The organism is Vibrio hyugaensis, from assembly GCF_002906655.1.
In the GTDB taxonomy this organism is placed as follows: Bacteria; Pseudomonadota; Gammaproteobacteria; order Enterobacterales; family Vibrionaceae; genus Vibrio; species Vibrio hyugaensis.
In genome coordinates, this window is the sequence record NZ_CP025795.1 from 1,489,854 (window position 1) to 1,509,997 (window position 20,144).

The window sequence follows — 20,144 nt, forward strand, 5'->3', positions numbered from 1 at the left end:
TTCTACGGCTCATAGAAAGAAACCCAACAAAAAAGCCATGCAAAGTAGGCTCCGCATGGCTTTTGGTTTGGGCAGTAATGACACTGCCCTCGTCTATGGTTGTTTACATTGAGCTTTGATCGAAATCGTTGCCTTGGTCAGTACCCGTTTGAGTATCCGAGTCGAAGCTGCCAGAGTCATCCGTGAAGTCAACACCTTGATCTTGACCTCCCGCACTTGTCCAGTCGCTGCCGCCAGATTCCATACCCGCCATGTCTGGTTGCTGGTCTTGAGCAGAACCTTGCATGGTGTATTGATCATCGACTTCAACTTCAACTGTGCCACTCGCACCTTCTACTGCGCTGCCCAATTCGTCGTAACCTTGGAATTGGATTTCGCTCGTACCTTCGTAACCTTCTGGTAGGTCAACCGATACTGGTTGGTTCAGGTTGCCACTTAATGTGAAGCTGCCATCGCCATTATCCAGTGCGTTGCTTACTGATGCACCATCAGGTAGACCGGACATTTCTGCATAATCCACCGATTCGTTACCACTGACCTCATCTGGAACCGCGATAGAAATGGTATCACCTGGTGCTGCAGTCACATCAGCTGCGCTCTCCTCTTCACTGTCTGCACCGTTTGCTGCTTGCTCTTCAGGCTGTTGCGCTTCGCCGACTTGCTGCTCTGATGATGCTTGAGCAGTTTGGATTTGTGGCTCGTCGCTTTGCGCTGAATCGTCCGCAACTTGGATGCTCAGATTCTGAGTCGATACTTCACCGTTGTCGTTGACCTGAACATCCATAGCCAAATTGCTATCGAAGTCATCGTTCGGCCAGTATGTCCACTCTTCATCACCTGATTTCGCGAAGAAACCAGCATCGTTTGCATCGGCTACATCCAACACTTCTGCTGAAGGGCTAATGCCAAGCTCATCAATCAACTGTGCTTCCGTTAGTGTTAATGAACCATCATCAGCCAGTGCGTAGCCTTCGCTGGTTGTGGTTTCACCTTCACCTTGGATGTCGACATTAAAGAAGCTCTCAATGCGGTTTTCACCGTCAGTTGCAATGAAGCCAACTTGAACATCTCCGGTGTAGCCTTCTGCTGGTGTGAATTGGTAGTTACCTTGGTTATCGGTCTCTATCACACCTTGACCTTCCATTAGGCTCACTGACTCAATGCTCAAGCTGTCGCCTTCTGCATCGCTCAAGGTCGATAGCATGTCATCATTGGTGAACGACAAGGTGCCATCCGCTGCCATTTCTGTGGTAGAAACGCTGCCGATTTCTGGAGAAGCATTCTCTTGTGGTGCGTCTTCTTTCACGACCACACCTGTTTGCTCATCATGAAGCACACCGTCTTTATCAATTACGTAAGCGATATCCGCTTCACCAGTAAAGCCTGGTGCTGGATTGAATGTCCATGTGCCATCACCGTTATCGACAATCTCACCTTGGCTGCGATCAGCTAGGTGAACGAATTTCACTTCATCACCCGCGTCAGCATCTACGTTTTCTGCCAATCCAATTAGGTCATCAGCGGTTAGGATAACGGGTTCACCCGCTAGGGTTTCGAAGTCACCTGAATCGATGCCATCTTCGAACTCTTCTGGCTCGTCACCATAATCCACCGTTGTTGCGGTCACGGTTACGAAGAACTCGCCATTAAAGTCAGCCGGAGGCGTCATTTGCAGGTCTGAAATATCCCACTCGTTCAAGTCGATGTATTGACCCGGTTCCGTAATGGTAATGGTGTTCACACCATCCGTAACTTCGAAGCCAACAGGGAAACCAGTCATCACTAGGTTACTTAGCGTTTCTGAATCGTCGATTAGACCGACATTCAAGCCTAGGTGACCCGTTTCGTCCTCACCGAACACTAACGGACCATCATGGTCGGTTGTGATGACTGCGCCATCCGCAACAGGGCGAACAAACACTGGTACATCAAGTACCGTCTCAAACTCACCGTCACTTACCACAACTTGCAAGTCAGAAACCCCTGCAAAATCGCCAGTCGGTGTGAATGTCCAAGTACCGTCACCGTTGTCTGTTACCTCACCACCATCTTCACCTTCTGCGGTGATAATGCGTGATACGACTAGGTTTTCAGTATCGATGTCGCCGAACAAGTTCATCAGGTCGCCAGCATCGAAGGTGAATGCGCCATCTTCGTCGGTTGCCATAAAGGCATTACCTACATTGAATGGTGCATCGTTAACTGGAATAACATCCACATTCAACGAACCTTCAACCACTTCTTCACCATCCGTCGCGGTGTAGCCCAGTTCCACCAAACCATTAAAGTCTTGAGTGGTTACCAAGTGGTACATACCATCTGGTTGCTGGGTTAATGTCGCGTTTGCAGGAGCACGAACCGTGATGCTTTCTACGCTGATTTCGTCACCATCAAGATCCGTGACTTGATCCGCGATGTAAGCTGGGTCAATCACCATGACCACATCTTCTTCGCCCTGCATCTGGATGGTTGGCGCTTCTGGTGCATCGTTTACCGCTTCGATGTTGAGATTGCCTTCAACCGGCGTAACCAAATCACCATCGCTAACGCCGAACGACATTGGCACATCGCCGTTGAAGTTCTCAGCCGGAGTGAATGACCAAGTTCCATCACCGTTGTCTAGCAAGTCACCGTATTGCTCATCAATCACTAGGTCGACAGCAGACAGTTCGTCGTAGGTGTTATCGATGTCTGTCGCGTTAGCAAGCAACATGTCCTGCGTGATAAGAATGGTGGTATCTTCAGTGCCAGCTAAGTTCACTGGCGTTGATTGCGGCGCATCATTAATTGGGTTCACCGTTAGGTCAACGCCCACTTCCACGCTCGCACCATCGTTATCAATCAAGTCGAAGCTTAGATCGATATCGCCATTAAAGTTCGCATCAGGCGTAATCGTGAAGCTACCATCTTGGTTCTCAACAACGGTTGCATTGGCTACCGCGGTTAAGTTCACCGCTTCTAGATTATCGCTATCGACGTCACCCGCTTGAGCCAGTAACTGCTCTTGACTCAATGTGATTGAACCGTCTTCATCGACGCTGTAAGCCAAGTCGCCAGATACCGGAGCATCATTGACTGGCAATACATCAATGTTCGCGTTGGTTGTCGCAGTTGCACCGTCTTCATCAGCGACTACCACATCGAGACTTACGCCACCGTTGAAGTTTTCATTTGGCGCGAAGCTGTAAGTACCATCGTCATTCGCCGTTAGAATACCGTCGCTACCACTGTAAGAGACGCTTTCTAGGCTCACGTCACCTTCCACATCGCTTGATTGCGCTAGCAGTTGCTCTTCCGTGAAGATAATGACTTCGTCTTCATTGACAGAGTAACTTGTCGCACCTGCGATTGGTGGATCGTTCACCTCAAGTACTGTGATACCCGCAGTGGTTGAATCCGTAGCACCCTCTTCATCGACAACCACAACGTCTAGGCTGACCTCGCCATTGAAGTTCTCGTTTGGCGAGAAGGTGTACGTACCATCTCCGTTGATTTCTAGCACACCATCGTTACCGCTGTAGCTCACGCTATCAATCGATACATCACCTTCAATATCCGATGAGTTCGCTAGTAGCTGTTCGTCACTGATGGTGATCGAGTTATCTTCATGCACTGTGTAAGACGTGCTGTCTGCCACCGGTGGATCGTTCTCTGGTGTGACTGTCACATCGATATTCGCGGTCACGGTGTCCGTGCCATCGGAAACATCGAAGGTAAAGTTCACGTCGCCATTGAAGTTTTCGTTCGGTGCGAAGCTGTAAGTGCCATCGCCATTGTCGGTTAGGACACCGTCCGCGCCAGTGTAAGTAACACCTTCTATCGATAGGTCATCGCCATCGATATCCGTTGCACCATCAAGCAGGTCTTGATCAGTGAAGGTCAACACGCCATCTTCACCAATGGTAAACGCTTGGTCCTCAGGCTGCGGCAAGTCGTTAACTGGGTTAACCGTTAGGTCAGCCGTTGCAACGATCGTATCGGTGCCATCGTTGATATCGAACGTGATATCAATATCGCCATTGAAGTTCGCATCAGGCGTAATGGTAAAGCTGCCATCGTCGTTTGCCGTAACCGTCGCATCACCGTCAACCACTAGGTTAGAAGCGGTTAGCGCATCACCTTCTACATCCGACGCTTGAGCCAACAATTGTTCTTGGCTCAACGTGATTGAGTTGTCTTCGTCGACGCTGTACGCCAGGTCACCCGATACTGGAGCATCATTGATTGGCAGAACATCAATGTTTGCCGTCGTCGAAGCGGTCGCACCATCTTCGTCTACGACTACAACATCAAGGTTCACTTCACCATTGAAGTTTTGGTTTGGTGCAAAGCTGAACGTACCATCACCATTGTCGGTAAAGATACCTTCGCTGCCACTGTAGCTCACGCTATCAAGTGCTACCTCACCTTCAATATCGGAGGAGTTCGCCAACAACTGTTCTGCACTGATGGTGATGACTTCATCTTCATCAATGGTGTAACTGGTTGCGCCTGCGATTGGTGGATCATTCACCTCAAGAACGGTAATACCCGCTGTTGTTGTATCAACCGCGCCGTCCTCGTCAACAACGACAACATCTAGGCTAACATCGCCTGTAAAGTTTTCGTTTGGTGAGAAGGTATAAGTACCATCGTCGTTGATTTCTAGCACACCGTCGTTACCGCTGTAGCTCACGCTGCTGATAGCAACATCGCCTTCAATATCCGACGAGTTCGCCAACAGCTGTTCATCACTGATGGTGATCGAGTTGTCTTCGTGAACCGTGTAAGACGTGCTGCCCGCAACTGGCGGATCGTTCTCAGGCGTCACACTCACATCAATGTTGGCAGAGTTCGTATCCGTACCGTCTGACACATCGAAGGTAAAATTCACATCGCCATTGAAGTTCTCATTCGGTGCGAAGCTGTACGTGCCATCACCATTGTCGGTTAAGACACCATCCGCGCCAGTGTAAGTCACGCCTTCAACAGTTAGGTTGTCACCTTCTACATCTGTTGCACCTGTTAATAGGTCTGCATCTGTGAAGGTGAGAATACCGTCCTCACCCACTGTGAACGCCTGATCTTGTGGCTCTGGTGCATCGTTGACAGGTGTTACCGTTAGGTCAAGACCAGCAGCAACCACTTCTTCGCCATCCGTGACATTGTAACTAAATTCAATATCACCGTAGAAGTTTTCGCTCGGAGTAATGGTGAAGCTGCCATCCTCGTTCATTTCAACCGTTGCATTTTCATCGTTAGTGCTTAGGTTGATTGCACTTAAATCATCGCCATCAATATCAACGGCGTGTTCAAGCAGCTGCTCTTGAGTCAGCGTGATACTGTTGTCTTCGGCAGTGACTGCACTGATATCACCCGTCACCTCTGGCGCATCATTGGTAGGCGAGATATGAATAGTCACATCTTGCGTTGCTGTCGCTGTTGTTCCGGTATCCACATCCGTAGATGTTGCGTTCACGGTTAACGTCACATCACCATTGAAGTCTGCAGATGGAATGAACTCCAGACCTTCTAGCTCACCCGGTTGTAGTGACCAAGTGCCGTCACCGTTATCAATACCAGCTGATAGTGAGCTACCCTCTGGCACATCTTCAATCAAGATAGCGAGATTCTCGGAACCATCCGTATCGGTCAGCGCTGCATCGATATCAAGTGGCACTGGTGTATCTTCAGTACCAATGATTTGGTAATCCGCATCTGCTACCGTGATTTCGATGTTGTCGATGCCGAACGACTCGTCAGGAATACTTTGGTTTAGCGTAGAACCAAAGCCTAACTGAAGCTGACCGTCTTCTACCGGAACGGTTAAGTTCACTTGGTGTGCCTGATCATTCCAGAAGCTAAAGCCTTCGCCTTGTGAAGAACCGTGGACGACTTCACCAACTTCGTTTCCGTTAGAGTCGTAAAGCGTTGTCGTGCTATCTTGTGTACGGAACGCTGAGTTTTCCAAGGTCGTTAGCTGTTCGCCACCCACAAAGATTTGGAACGACTCGCCATCCCAAGAATCGATTTCGTAGAAGCTAAATGAGATATTAACTTCATTGACATCGCTTGGGATCTCGTAAGTTTTGCTAACCGCTTCATCACCGCCAGTGCCACCAATACGACCCAGCATGTCGCCCGTTTCGAAGCCTTGTGAACTCTCAGTGTTCGCGTTCCAACCGTTCGAGCCAGACTCGAAGTTATCAGAAGCAATCACTAAATCCGAAGCAATCGACAGCTCTGGCATATCGACCACAGATTGCACATCAATGTTTGCTTCTGCAGGAACCGTTGCGGTGCCATCGTTGACATCAAACGTCACGTTCACGTTGCCATCGAAGTTTTCATTCGGTGCGAAGGTGTACGTGCCGTCACCGTTATCAACCAAGGTACCGCTGTCAGAAGCAACATTTTCAACCGTTAGGTTATCACCATCGATATCACCTGCATTTTGCAGCAGTTGCTCTTCGGTGAAGGTGAAACTGGTGTCTTCTTGCGTGACGAACTGTGGCTGACCAACCGTTGGTAGGTCGTTCACTGGGTTCACTGTCAGATCTGCAGTGGCTTGAATGGTTGCATCACCGTCAGTAATGTCGAAGCTCAAATCAATGTCGCCATTGAAGTCTGCATCCGGCGTGATAGTGAAGCTACCATCATCTTTCGCAACAACGGTCGCATTGCCGTCAACAGTTAGGTTCGATGCAGTTAGGTCATCACCATCCACATCACCTGCTTGCGCAAGAAGCTGCTCTTGGCTCAGTGTGATAGCACCATCTTCATCTACGCTGTAAGCCAAATCACCAGATACCGGAGCATCGTTGACTGGCAATACATCGATGTTTGCGTTGGTTGCTACGGTTGCACCATCTTCATCAGTAACGACAACGTCTAAGCTCACGTCACCATTGAAGTTTTCATTTGGCGCGAAGCTGAACGTACCATCACCGTTATCGGTAAAGATACCGTCGGAACCGCTGTAGCTAACGCTATCAATCGCGACTTCGCCTTCGATATCTGAAGCGTTCGCCAATAGCTGTTCAGAGCTGATGGTGATCACTTCGTCTTCGTTGACTGAGTAGCTAGTCACGCCCGCGATTGGTGGATCATTCACCTCTAGAACCGTGATACCCGCAGTGGTTGCGTCCGTTGCGCCTTCTTCATCGACAACGACTACATCTAGGCTGACTTCGCCGTTGAAGTTCTCGTTTGGCGAGAAGGTGTACGTGCCATCACCATTATCTTGGAACACGCCATCTGCGCCGCTGTAGCTCACGCTATCAATTGAAACGTCGCCTTCAATATCCGACGAGTTAGCCAACAGCTGTTCGTTGCTAATGGTAATGGAGTTGTCTTCATGAACCGTGTAAGACGTACTGCCTGCGACCGGAGGATCGTTCTCTGGTGTCACACTCACATCGATGTTCGCAGTAACCGTATCGGTACCGTCAAACACATCGAACGTGAAGTTCACATCGCCATTGAAGTTCTCGTTCGGAGCAAAGCTGTACGTGCCATCACCGTTGTCAGTTAGGACACCGTCAGCGCCTGTATAAGTCACCCCTTCTACCGATAGGTCATCGCCATCGATATCTGTTGCGCCAGTAAGAAGAGCTTCATCGGTGAAGATGAGAATACCGTCCTCACCCACGGTAAAGGCTTGGTCTTGCGGCTGTGGCAAGTCGTTGACTGGATTAACCGTTAGATCTGCCGTTGCAACGATAGTATCGGTGCCATCGTTGATGTCGAACGTGATATCAATGTCGCCATTGAAGTTCGCATCAGGCGTAATAGTGAAACTACCATCGTCATTTGCAGTTACCGTTGCATCGCCATCAACCACTAGGTTAGATGCGGTTAGCGCATCACCTTCCACATCTGAAGCTTGAGCTAACAGCTGCTCTTGGCTTAGCGTGATTGAATTGTCTTCATCGACGCTGTAAGCCAAGTTGCCTGATACTGGCGCATCGTTGATTGGTAATACATCGACAGTGATGTAAGTATCAACCTCTGCACCATCTTCATCACGAATGGTTACATCCAACTGTACTTGACCGTTGAAGTTTTCATTTGGTGCGAAGCTGCAAGTGCCATCACCGTTTACTGAGAAGATTCCGTCTGGGCCATCGTAGTTGATGCCAACTAGCTCAACCTCCCCTTCCACATCCGAAGCATTCAGCAGAACTTGTGACTCGTTGAATGTCAGTACCGAATCTTCATCAATGGTGTATGCCGTAGGACCAGCGATTGGCGGATCGTTTACTTCAAGCACGGTAATGCCAGCGGTGGTTGAATCCGTTGCGCCGTCTTCATCCACGACAACAACATCTAGGGTCACTTCACCATTGAAGTTTTCGTTTGGCGAGAAGGTGTATGTTCCGTCACCATTGATTTCTAGAACACCATCGCTACCACTGTAGCTCACGCCATCAATTGCAACTTCCCCTTCAATATCAGAAGAGTTCGCTAATAACTGCTCATTACTGATGGTGATGGAGTTGTCTTCATGAACGGTGTAAGACGTGCTACCTGCGACAGGAGGATCGTTCTCTGGTGTGACAGTCACATCGATATTTGCGGTCACAGTATCCGTGCCATCTGAAACATCGAACGTGAAGCTCACCTCACCATTGAAGTTCTCGTTTGGTGCAAAGCTATAAGTACCGTCACCATTGTCAGTTAGGACACCATCCGTACCTGTATAGGTTACCTCCTCTACCGACAAGTCATCACCTTCAATGTCCGTTGCACCGGCTAATAGCTCGCCATCGGTAAAGGTTAAGACGCCATCTTCACCAACAATGAATGCTTGGTCTTGTGGTTCTGGCGCATCATTAACAGGTGAAACCGTAAGCTCTAAGTTTGTTGATACAACATCATTACCGTCAGACACGTCAAACGTAAAGGTGATGTCACCGTTATAGTCAGCATCCGGCGTTAAGGTGTAAGTGCCGTCGCCATTGTCAGTGATGGTGATGTTTTCATCATCCGTTGCAAGGTTGAGTGCCGTGAGTTGATCGCCATCCAAATCACGTGCATTCGCCAGTAAATCCTCTTGCGTGATGATGATTGAACCGTCTTCTTCAACCTGTGCCGATACAGGCAAGGCTTCAGGAGCGTGCTCAATATGCGTACCTGTTGCGTTAACGTAGATGGTTTGAGATACCGTTTCAGAGTCATCATTTGATAGCTCTGTTGCAGTCGCAGTTACGTTAATTTCTAGCTGTTGATTGAAATCTTCCGGCAACTGAATTTGCAACTCTTGGTCAATCGCAGTTGTCGGTAGGGTAACCGAACCATCTGGGCCGACAGTCACTTCACCGCTGTAGATTTGGCTGTTCACCTCACCCACATCAATAGTGAAGTTGAAGTCGGAATAATCAGCATCCCCACCACCATATAGGTCTTCAAAACCGTAAACCAGCTCACCATCTTCATTGACGGTGGTGCGGGTATGCTCAATGCCATCTTGGTTTAGCTCAGGACTTGAACCACCATGGAAAACTGCATCACCAAATTGGCTTTGAATAACCGTTTCAGAGCCATCCGCGCCGACAAAAACAAGTTGTGGGTCAACCGTATCCATATTTGCAGGAGAGCCATCTGCTGCACGGAACTCGTACTGACCATCTTGCATTGATGAGAAGTCATTAAAGTTATGACCGTTTGGAATCAAGAACAGGTTGAAGCTTTCCCCTTCCGAGATTTGGAAGCTGAATTGGTCTTGTCCAGGAACCAGATCACCGCCACCACCGACTTGAGAAGCATTTTCATAAACGACTTCAACACCAGTGATGTTGCCATCTTCGTCAACTTTGTAGTAACCAGCAGCATTTTGATAGCCAGCGGTTTCACCTTCGAACGTAACCGTAATTTCAGTATCATTGAAACTGGTTATACCGTTGTCTTGATCATTCAGTACACCTTCGTTGTCATAGCTGATTACTGAACCTTCTGGCACGCCGTCAACGGTAACGGTAAGTGTTTCGGATAGATCTTGGTCAACCAGCGCAGCCGCAATATTCAGCTCAACAATGCCGCCTGGGTCAACCAAGATAGCTTGGTCATCCACGTTCACGCCATCGCCGTCTGTGATGACAAGGTCTGGCGCATCCGCAACGGCTTCGATGTGGACATTGATGTCTTGCTCTACTTCATCGGTGCCGTCTGTCACGGTAAAGCTAAACTGTAAATCACCACTAAAATGCTCTTCTGGCACAAAGCTAAATGTACCGTCACCGTTGTCCGTTACAGTACCTTCATCACCCGAGTAGTTAATGCTGGTAACGGTGAGGTCATCACCATCAATATCAATCGCACCACTCAGAAGATCTTCTTGCGTGAACAGGATGCTGCCATCCTCTTCAATGTGGTACATGCTAGGCGCAACAATTGGAATGTCATTTACTGGGTTCACCGTCAATGTCATTTCATTGGCAACACTCAATTCACCGTCGCTCACTTCATAAGTAAACTCGATGTCTCCGTTGAAGTGCTGTGAAGGCGTAACGGTAAAGGTGCCGTCACCGTTGTCCACGATAGAGGCATTCGGATCATTGGTTTCTAGCGCGGTTGCGTATAGGTCATCGCCGTCTTGGTCGCTAGCGTTTTCAAGCAGCATTTCTTGTGTCACGAGGATAGAACCATCCTCATCCACATCTGCCACGATTGGGGTTGCTTCTGGCGCGTCGTTGACGAACTCAACTTTCAAATCGATGTTCGCCGCCACCACATCGGTGCCATCGCTCACATCAAACGTTAGGTCGACATTACCAAAGAAGCCCTGTTCCGGCGTTAGCGTGTAAGTACCGTCGCCATTGTCTGTCACTTGAACCGTATCGCTTAAACTGCTCACGTTCACGACTGACAACTCATCGCCTTCAATATCCGTCGCTTGAGCCAGTAACTCTGCTTCGGTGATGGTAATTGCTTCACCATCTTCTGTGGTGAACGACAAATCAGGTACATCTGGCAGGTCGTTAACTGGGTTAACGGTTAGGTTCAGATCCGCAGCGACGGTTTCAATCGCGTCCGTCACGTCATAAGTAAATTCGATTTCACCAAAAAAGTTTTCACTTGGCGTAATCGTAAAGCTACCATCAGCGTTCTCAACGATGGTTGCATTAGGATCGTTGGTCGATAGGTTCACCGCTTCAAGGTTGTCACCGTCCACGTCCGTTGCGTTCGCCAACAAGTCTTCTTGGGTGATAGTAATCGAGCCATCTTCGTCCACTACCGCATCAACTGGACCGCTGACGTCTGGACCTTCGTTGACGATCTCAACATCGATCTTCGCGGTACTTGGTGCGCTTGCTTGACCATCACTAATGTCGAAGGTCAAGTTCACTTCACCATAGAAGTTAGAAGTTGGCTCGAAGGTAAAGGTGTTGTCGCCATTGTCCGTCAAAGTACCTTGTGACTGGTCAACAAGCAGTAGATTTTCGATATGCAGAATGTCGCCATCCACATCGGTCGCACCTGATAACAGGTCTTTTGCTTCGATGATGATGGTGCCGTTTTCTAGCATTTGAGTATGCAGCGGTGCACCAGGAACTGGCACATCGTTGACTGGAATAACGGTCAGGTCTAGGTGGGTATCTACTTCATCGGTGCCATCGAAGACTTTGTAATCGATGTCGACTTCACCATTGAAGTTTTCATTCGGCATAAAGGTGTAAGTGCCGTCGCCATTATCGACAAGCTCACCGTTATCACCGCTGTAAGAGATATCAGAAATAGACAGAGCATCGCCTTCCACATCACTTGCATTCGCAAGCAGATCGTCAGCGCTAAACGTAATGCCCACATCTTCGTCGGTTGACAACACAATCGGACCAGAAACAATTGGCGCATCGTTCACCGATTCGAAGTTAATGTTGATGATGTTGTCGTCAGTTAACTCACCATCAGTAACTTGGTAGCCAAGTTCAATCTCACCATAGAAGTTCTCATCCGGCGTGACCGTCCAAGTGCCATCGCCGTTGTCGGTCAATGTAGCGTGTTCGGCGTTTTCTCCCACCAGCTCTAGGTTCTGAATATCAAGAACGTCGCTATCGATATCACTCGCTTGTGCTAAAAGCTGCTCTTCTGTAATAACCACAGAGGCAAACTGCGTAGAACCTTCGGTATCGATGGTCACATTTGGCAGATCAGCGGTCAGTTCGATTTCACTGTCACCTTCACGGATATTCAGTTCTACCGTTTCAGTGATTTCCGTTCCGTCCACGCCAATAGATGTGAACACCGCTTCATCATGACAAGTTTGCGAAACCGTCATGTTTTGAACCACGTAAGTACCATTACCTTGAATCGTTCCTAACTCAAAGTAAGACACAGGCTCGTTCACCGTTAGGGTGTAATCCGTCTCATAGCTACCACGATCTTCTTTGTGGTAAGTCATTGAGTCGATCAAGTCACCCTCAGAGTTGAATGCTCGAATTTCGACTTCCGTAAAGTGGCGAGACTCTTCCATAAACCAACCGCCTAAGCCATCTAGGTGGAAGCTGATTTCGTTGATGTCTTGACCTTCAACCGTCACGGTGAGTTTTTCATCACCACTCAAACCTTGGCGGTCAGTATCACCAATACCGTGACCAATGTGTGTATTGCCATTCCAAGCACCCAGTGGATCATCATTACTTTGTACCGTTACGGTCAAATCACCATCGGTGAACTGGCGAGTATAAGGATCTACTTCTGTACCCCAATCATCAAGGCTGGCATTGTCATCAAAGGTACCGATTTGACTCGTATGAGTACCATTAGCTAGCGCTTCATCGTTTGGAATGAAGCGTACTTCGGTATCTGCAGGCACTTCTTGGCCCACTTCCAGTTGCACCCATTCATCGTTTAAATTTGCTTCGATGATGCCGTTTTCTGGTGCTTGATCGAGACGTAGCGCAGGCTCTTCACGCAGAGAAACCCCAACGGTTTGGTCTTCTTCTGCTTGAATGAAGATCTCGTCACCCGCTTCCGGTGCATCGTTGACAGGGTTAACCGTCAGATCTAACGTGGTTAGAACATCATTCTCACCATCACTAATGTTGTAAGTGAAGTCCAACTCACCGTTGAAGTTCTCGGTATGCGTAATGGTGAAAGAACCATCGTCATTCGCCACGATAGTTGCATCTGGATCATTGGTTTGCAGATTGGAAGCAACAAGATCATCGCCTTCAATGTCCGTTGCGTTAGCCAGCAACTGATCTTGAGTAATCGTAATCGCGTTGTCTTCATCCACTTCTGCTTGGATGCCAGAAGTCTCAGGGGCATCATTGACAGCGATAACATCAATGCCTGCTGTTGTTGTATCGGTTGCGCCGTCTTGGTCAATCACAACAACGTCTAGAGAAATACTACCATCGAAGTTTTCATTCGGCGTGAAGGTGTAAGTTCCGTCACCATTGTCGACAAATGAACCATCGCTGCCACTGTAAGTCACATCAGCCAGTGCCACGTCCCCTTCCACATCAGAAGAGTTCGCTAACAGTTGCTCGTCACTAATGGTAATTTGACCATCTTCTTGAACCGTATAAGACGTAGAACCTGCAACTGGCGGATCGTTCACAGGAGTCACGCTTACATCAATAAATGCAGGCGTCGAACCGGTGCCGTCAGACACATCAAAGGTGAACTGAACATCACCATTAAAGTTCTCATTTGGAGCGAAGCTGTAAGTGCCGTCACCGTTATCGGTTAGTACACCGTCCGTCCCCGTGTAGAGCACGTTTTCTATAGACAGATCATCGCCGTCGATATCAGACGCACCCGTCAGTAGATCGTCATCGGTAAACAGCAGTGTGCCGTCTTCTTCTACTGTAAACTGTTGATCTTGCGCTTGTGGTAAGTCATTAACAGGATTCACCGTGACATCCAAACCGACTTGCACCGAACCACCATCGTTATCAATGATGTCGAACGTGAGGTCTAAGTCACCGTTGTAATCCGCATCTGGTGTGATGGTGTAACTGCCATCATCGTTATATTGAATGGTTGCGTTGTCATCGTTCGACAGATTGATGGCTTCTAAGTTATCGCTATCAATATCGCCCGCGCGCGCCAATAACTGTTCTTGGCTCAAGGTAATTGAGCTGTCTTCGTTGATGGTGTAAGCCAAATCCCCCGATACTGGTGGATCGTTGATTGGCAGTACATCGACGTTAATATGCGTATCAACGGTTGCGCCATTCTCATCTTGAATGGTGACCCCCAATTGAACCTGACCATTGAAGTTCTCATTTGGTGCAAAGCTACAAGTGCCGTCGCCATTCACCGTGAAGATACCGTCGGATCCTTCATAGTTGATGCCAACAAGTTCAACATCACCTTCCACGTCCGAGGCGTTGGCAAGAAGTTGAGATTCACTGAACGTCAGTACCGAATCTTCATCAATAGTGTAAGACGTTGGGCCAGCAATAGGTGGATCATTTACCTCAAGAACAGTAATGCCCGCGGTCGTTTCGTCAATCGCTCCTTCTTCATCCACCACTATCACATCAAGGCTAACATCACCACTGAAGTTTTCGTTTGGTAGGAAGGTATAAGTACCATCACCGTTGTCTTGGAACACACCATCCGTACCACTGTATGACACACTGTCTACAGCAACCGCGCCTTCAATATCAGAAGAGTTCGCAAGCAGCTGCTCGTCAGATATCGTAATCGCGTTGTCTTCATTCACCATGTAAGAGGTGGAGCCCGCAACTGGCGGATCGTTCACTGGTGTGACACTTACATCAATGTCTGCACTGACTATTTCGGTACCATCCGACACATTAAAGCTGAAGTTCACATCACCATTGAAGTTTTCATTTGGTGCAAAGGTGTAAGTGCCATCACCGTGGTCAGTCAGCACACCATCCCCGCCTGTATAGCTAATACTTTCAACTGTTAAGTCATCACCATCAATGTCTGTCGCACCGGTTAGCAAATCGGCATCGGTAAACTGTAGCGTGCCATCTTCTTCAACGCTGAACTGTTGGTCTTGAGGCACTGGCAAATCATTGACTGGATTAACCGTCAGATCGGCGGTTGCTTGAATGGTGTCTGTGCCATCTGCAATGTTGAATTGGATATCAATGTCACCATTGAAATCCGCATCTGGGGTAATCGTGAAGCTGCCATCATCATTCGCCGTGACTGTCGCATTACCGTCAACGGTCAGGTCACTCGCGGTAAGGTCTTCGCCCTCGACATCAGACGCTTGAGAAAGCAACTGCGCTTGGCTCAGCGTAATTGAACCATCTTCGTCAACGTTGTAAGCCAAATCACCAGAGACTGGTGCATCATTAATTGGCAATACATTAACGTTGATCACCGTATCAACTTCCGCACCGTCTTCATCACGAATGGTCACATCCAGCTGAACTTGCCCATTAAAATTCTCATTTGGGGCAAAGCTACATGTGCCGTCACCGTTAACCGAAAAAATACCATCCGGACCTTCATAACTAATGCCAACAAGCTCAACATCACCTTCCACATCAGAGGCATTCAGCAGCACTTGCGATTCACTAAAGATCAGCACTGAATCTTCATCAATGGTGTAAGAAGTCGGACCAGCTACTGGTGGGTCGTTCACTTCCAGAACCGTAATACCAGCAGTGGTAGCATCTGTTGCGCCTTCTTCGTCAGCGACGACGACATCAAGCGTCACTTCGCCATTAAAGTTTTCATTTGGAGAGAAGGTGTATGTACCGTCGCCATTAATTTGAAGGACACCATCGCTGCCAGAGTAGCTCACGCTATCTATCGAAACTCCGCCTTCTAAATCCGAAGAGTTTGCCAACAGTTGCGCATCAGAAATGGTAATGGAATTGTCTTCATGAACCGTGTAAGACGTTGAGCCTGCCACCGGAGGATCGTTTACTGGCGTGACGCTCACATCCACATTGGCTGAAACCGTATCTGCGCCGTCAGACACGTCAAAGCTAAAGTTCACATCGCCGTTGAAGTTCTCATTTGGCGCGAAGCTATATGTGCCATCGCCATTGTAAGTTAGAACGCCGTCGGTTCCTTCATAGCTGATTCCCGTTACAGAAAGGTCATCGCCTTCAATGTCGGTCGCACCTGCAAGCAGATCTGCATCGGTAAATTGAAGCGTGCCATCCTCTTCCACACTGAATTGCTGATCTTGAGGTACTGGCAGATCGTTGATTGGATTAACAGTCAGGTCTGCGGTGGCTTGAACGGTATTAGTGCCATCTGAGATATCGAAGCTGATATCGATGTCACCATTAAAGTTTTCATCTGGCGTGATGGTAAAGCTGCCGTCGTCGTTTTGTGTGACTGTGGCATTACCATCAACCGTCAAACCCGTTGCGGTTAGGTCATCGCCTTCCACATCGGAAGCTTGCGACAACAATTGCTCTTGGCTCAAACGAATCGATCCATCTTCGTCCACTGAGTACGCTAAGTCACCAGATACAGGCGCATCATCAACAGGCGTTACACTCACATCAATATTGGCGGAGACCGTATCTGTGCCATCAGACACATCAAAGCTGAAGTTCACCTCACCATTGAAGTTCTCATTTGGCGCGAAGGTATAAGTACCGTTGCCGTTGTCGGTTAAGATACCGTCGCCACCATCGTAGCTTACGTCTTCAACCGTCAGATTATCGCCTTCAATGTCAGTTGCACCGGCAAGGAGGTCTGCGTCGGTGAATTGCAATGTACCATCTTCTTCAACACTGAATTGCTGGTCTTGAGGAACTGGCAAATCATTGACTGGATTAACGGTAAGGTCTGCGGTGGCTTGGACGGTATTTGTGCCGTCTGAGATATCGAAGCTGATATCAATGTCACCATTAAAGTTTTCATCTGGCGTGATGGTAAAGCTGCCGTCGTCGTTTTGTGTGACTGTGGCATTACCATCAACCGTCAAACCCGTTGCGGTTAGGTCATCGCCTTCCACATCGGAAGCTTGCGACAACAATTGCTCTTGGCTCAAACGAATCGAGCCGTCTTCGTCTACCGAGTAAGCAAGGTTGCCAGAAACTGGCGCATCATCGACTGGCGTGACACTTACATCAATATTGGCAGAGACCGTATCCGTACCATCGGACACATCAAAGCTGAAGTTTACATCGCCATTGAAGTTTTCATTTGGTGCAAAAGTGTATGTACCATTGCCATTGTCGGTCAGGATGCCGTCGCCACCGTCGTAGCTAACGCCTTCAATTGATAGATTGTCACCTTCAATATCAGTGGCACCAGCAAGAAGATCTGCATCAGTGAAGATCAAGGTGCCATCTTCTTCCACCTCAAAAGCCTTGTCTTCTGGCACTGGCGCATCATTGATTGGACGAACGGTTAAATCAATCGAGCTTGATACCGTTTCTTGCCCATCGCTGATATCAAACGTTAAATCGAGTTCGCCATTAAAGTCCGCTTCTGGAACAACCGTGAACGTGCCATCACCGTTGTCTTGGACGGTTGCGTTTGCCCCAACTTGCACATTCGAAGCAACCAGATCATCGCCATCAACATCACTTGCGTATTCGAGTAGTTGCTCCTGAGTGAAAGTAATTGTGCCATCTTCGTCCATGATGTAAGCCAGATCTTGCTCAACTTCTGGTGCATCATTTTCACCTTCTACATTAATCTGGAAGGTTTCACTGGTGGTTTCCGAATCGAAATCATCTTCCACCTGAGTGGTGGTTTCTTCGCTAAAATCCTGCACATCAACCGCAAAGGTTTCTTCTGTGGTTTCTGAATCTAAATTGTCGCCACCTTGCGAACCTTCAGAATCCGAAGAGGAAGCACTTGGCGCTGCGGATGTCTGCACCGCTTGGCCTTGCACGTCATTGCCTTCTGCATCATTACCACCTTCTGAACCAGAGGCATCACCGCCACCGACAGCTTGCGCGCCTGCCCCCGATGCACCGCCGCTGCTGCCTGCCGCTTCTTCACCAGATCCGCCGTCTGATGCCACACTGTCTACAACGTTCGATTGGGCCGCATCGGAACCACCACTACTTTCTGGTGAATCTTCTTGAACTGCACCACCGGAGGCCGAGGCTTCTTCCTCTGCACCTGCACCACTTGGGTTGTCTTCCATCGCCTGATTGGCTTCGTCCGCCGCGTCAGTATTTTCTGCGCCAGTTGCTACCGTAGAAGCAATCGTATTTTGTTGATTTTGTTGATTCTGCTGCTGGGAGGGCGTACCCGTATCATTGGTTTCCGTTTGTTCTACCGCATCATTTAGGTCTTGATTTTGGTTATTTTGATTGTCGTTACCTGCCATTACAGCCTCCGTTGCTATTAGCTAACTGATCGTGTTTAGAGGCAGTAAAGGACACCATTCTGGAAAACCAACTTTTTTATACAACTTTTTTATACCTTTTTGGTTTAACCCAAAAAAATAGGTAGAAAAAAAATTTGAAAACTAGGTTTAAAGATCCTTAGTTGTTGTCATTAAAGCAATTAGGGCGGTTGAACAATGATAAACATGACGAATTTGTTGCGCTCAGTCGACAACAGCCACAAAGGGCTGCAATTGCTATTGGGAGATTTTTACAAGGATTTCGCAGGTGCGGCAATGAACATCGAGATGCTCCATCAGCACAACCGTTTCGACGAGTTAAACGGCTACGCAAAGAAATTAAAGACCATCTTAGTCCTACTGTGTGACGATGACTTACCACCTAAGATGGCAAAACTAGAACACTTGAGTAAGCATTGCTTTCCTGCCCCGGAAGAACTTATTGAGGACATAAAAACCGAACTTCAAAACGTAAATCAACAGATCAGGCAGATGTTAGACATTGAGAATTCAATCGATGACGGTACCGATGATGAATAACCGAGGTGGATGATGAGCAATAAGCAGATCGAACATCACCTCAGAAAAGCGCTCGTATCAAACAATGAGGCTTCTAAGGTAACCGCAGACGACACCATCGTACTCGCCAGTGCCATGACCAGCGTACACAAAACGTTGTTGATCATCTTTCTCCTTGCACTAGTGGCTATCGCGGTAGCATCCCAAGCGCGCATCGATATTGTAGTGTCAGTGCGTGGGGAATTGTTATTGGAATCAGATGTGGAAAAAGTCCAACATTTAGAAGGCGGGATTCTAGAAGAAATGCTGGTACGCAAAGGTGAAGTGGTTTACGAAGGCCAGCCGATTGCGCGCCTACGCTCATTAGATCGCAACACTCAACTCGATACGGTCACCACGGAAATTACTCAATTAGAACTGGATAAGCTTCGTTATGAGAGTTTGCGTGACATGTTAGAGCCCGACTTTTCCGCTTATATCGATAAATACCCCGAACTTGTTCAAGTCAACATGAATACGTGGCAGCAAGAGTTCTCTAAAAACCGTTCCAATGAAGAACTGATTACTCACGACATCAAACACAAAAACTCGCTGATCGACTCGATGTTAAAACGTCGTAAAAGCTCGGAAAACCAACTTTCTTTGATCCGCAAACAGCTCAACATCAAAAACACGCTCTACAAAGAGGAAATGGCCTCCTACGTTGATGTACTCAATATGCAGGTTCAAGAATCCAATATGGTTCGAGAAATTGAAAACTTGGATGAGTCGGTGATGAACGAACGCTTTCAGCTCGACAAACTGGAAAAGCAATACCGCGATTTAGTAGAGAACCGTAACTCGGAATACCAAGCTCAAATTATTCAGGCAAATAAAGATCTCAAGCTAAAACGTATCTTACGCCCACAACATTCCGATAAAGTCGATCGACTCGTAGTATACGCCCCCGTCGATGGCGTTGTCGATAAAGTGCACTTCAACTTCCGCTCTGCGGTCATTCCTCCGGGTGAAAGTATTGCGGACATTGCGCCAATTAATAACTCCCTTCACGGTGAGGCGAAGATCCCACGTAAAGACATGGGTTTCGTCGAAATCGGCCAAGCAGTTAAAGTGAAGATGGACACCTACAACTTTGCCAAATACGGATTTTTAGAAGGCCGAATTGCCTCTATCAGCCGTTCATCCTATGAAGAAGAAGATGCAGAATTCTATCTTGCTGAAATCCAAATCAGCCAAAATTTTCTAGAACGAGGGGGCACGCAATACAAGTTATCCCCTTATATGGAATTCACCGCCGATGTGAAAACAGGTTCTCGTCGGGTTATCGAATACGCTGCGAAGCCAGTGATGTCGGCTATCGAAGATGCGTTCGATGAGAGGTAAT

General features: G+C 48.0%; 3 protein-coding genes. 2 read left to right on the forward strand and 1 reads right to left on the reverse strand.

The window, feature by feature from the left end; genetic code table 11:
- Positions 1-103: 103 nt before the first annotated feature.
- On the reverse strand, positions 104-18,223 hold the full coding sequence (locus C1S74_RS23735; RefSeq protein ID WP_045398311.1) for a tandem-95 repeat protein: 18,120 nt from the start codon (positions 18,221-18,223) through the stop codon (positions 104-106).
- Positions 18,224-18,427: 204 nt separating this feature from the next.
- On the opposite strand from C1S74_RS23735, the gene C1S74_RS23740 reads away from it, so the two are divergent.
- Both C1S74_RS23740 and C1S74_RS23745 read left to right on the forward strand, forming a co-directional pair.
- Entirely contained in the window at positions 18,428-18,781 is a 354-nt protein-coding gene (locus C1S74_RS23740; RefSeq protein WP_045398314.1) for a hypothetical protein, read from the forward strand.
- 12 nt (positions 18,782-18,793) lie between these two features.
- Complete coding sequence (locus C1S74_RS23745) at positions 18,794-20,143, forward strand: HlyD family type I secretion periplasmic adaptor subunit (protein ID WP_045398317.1); 1,350 nt, start codon at positions 18,794-18,796, stop codon at positions 20,141-20,143.
- The last annotated feature ends 1 nt before the right edge of the window (position 20,144 follow it).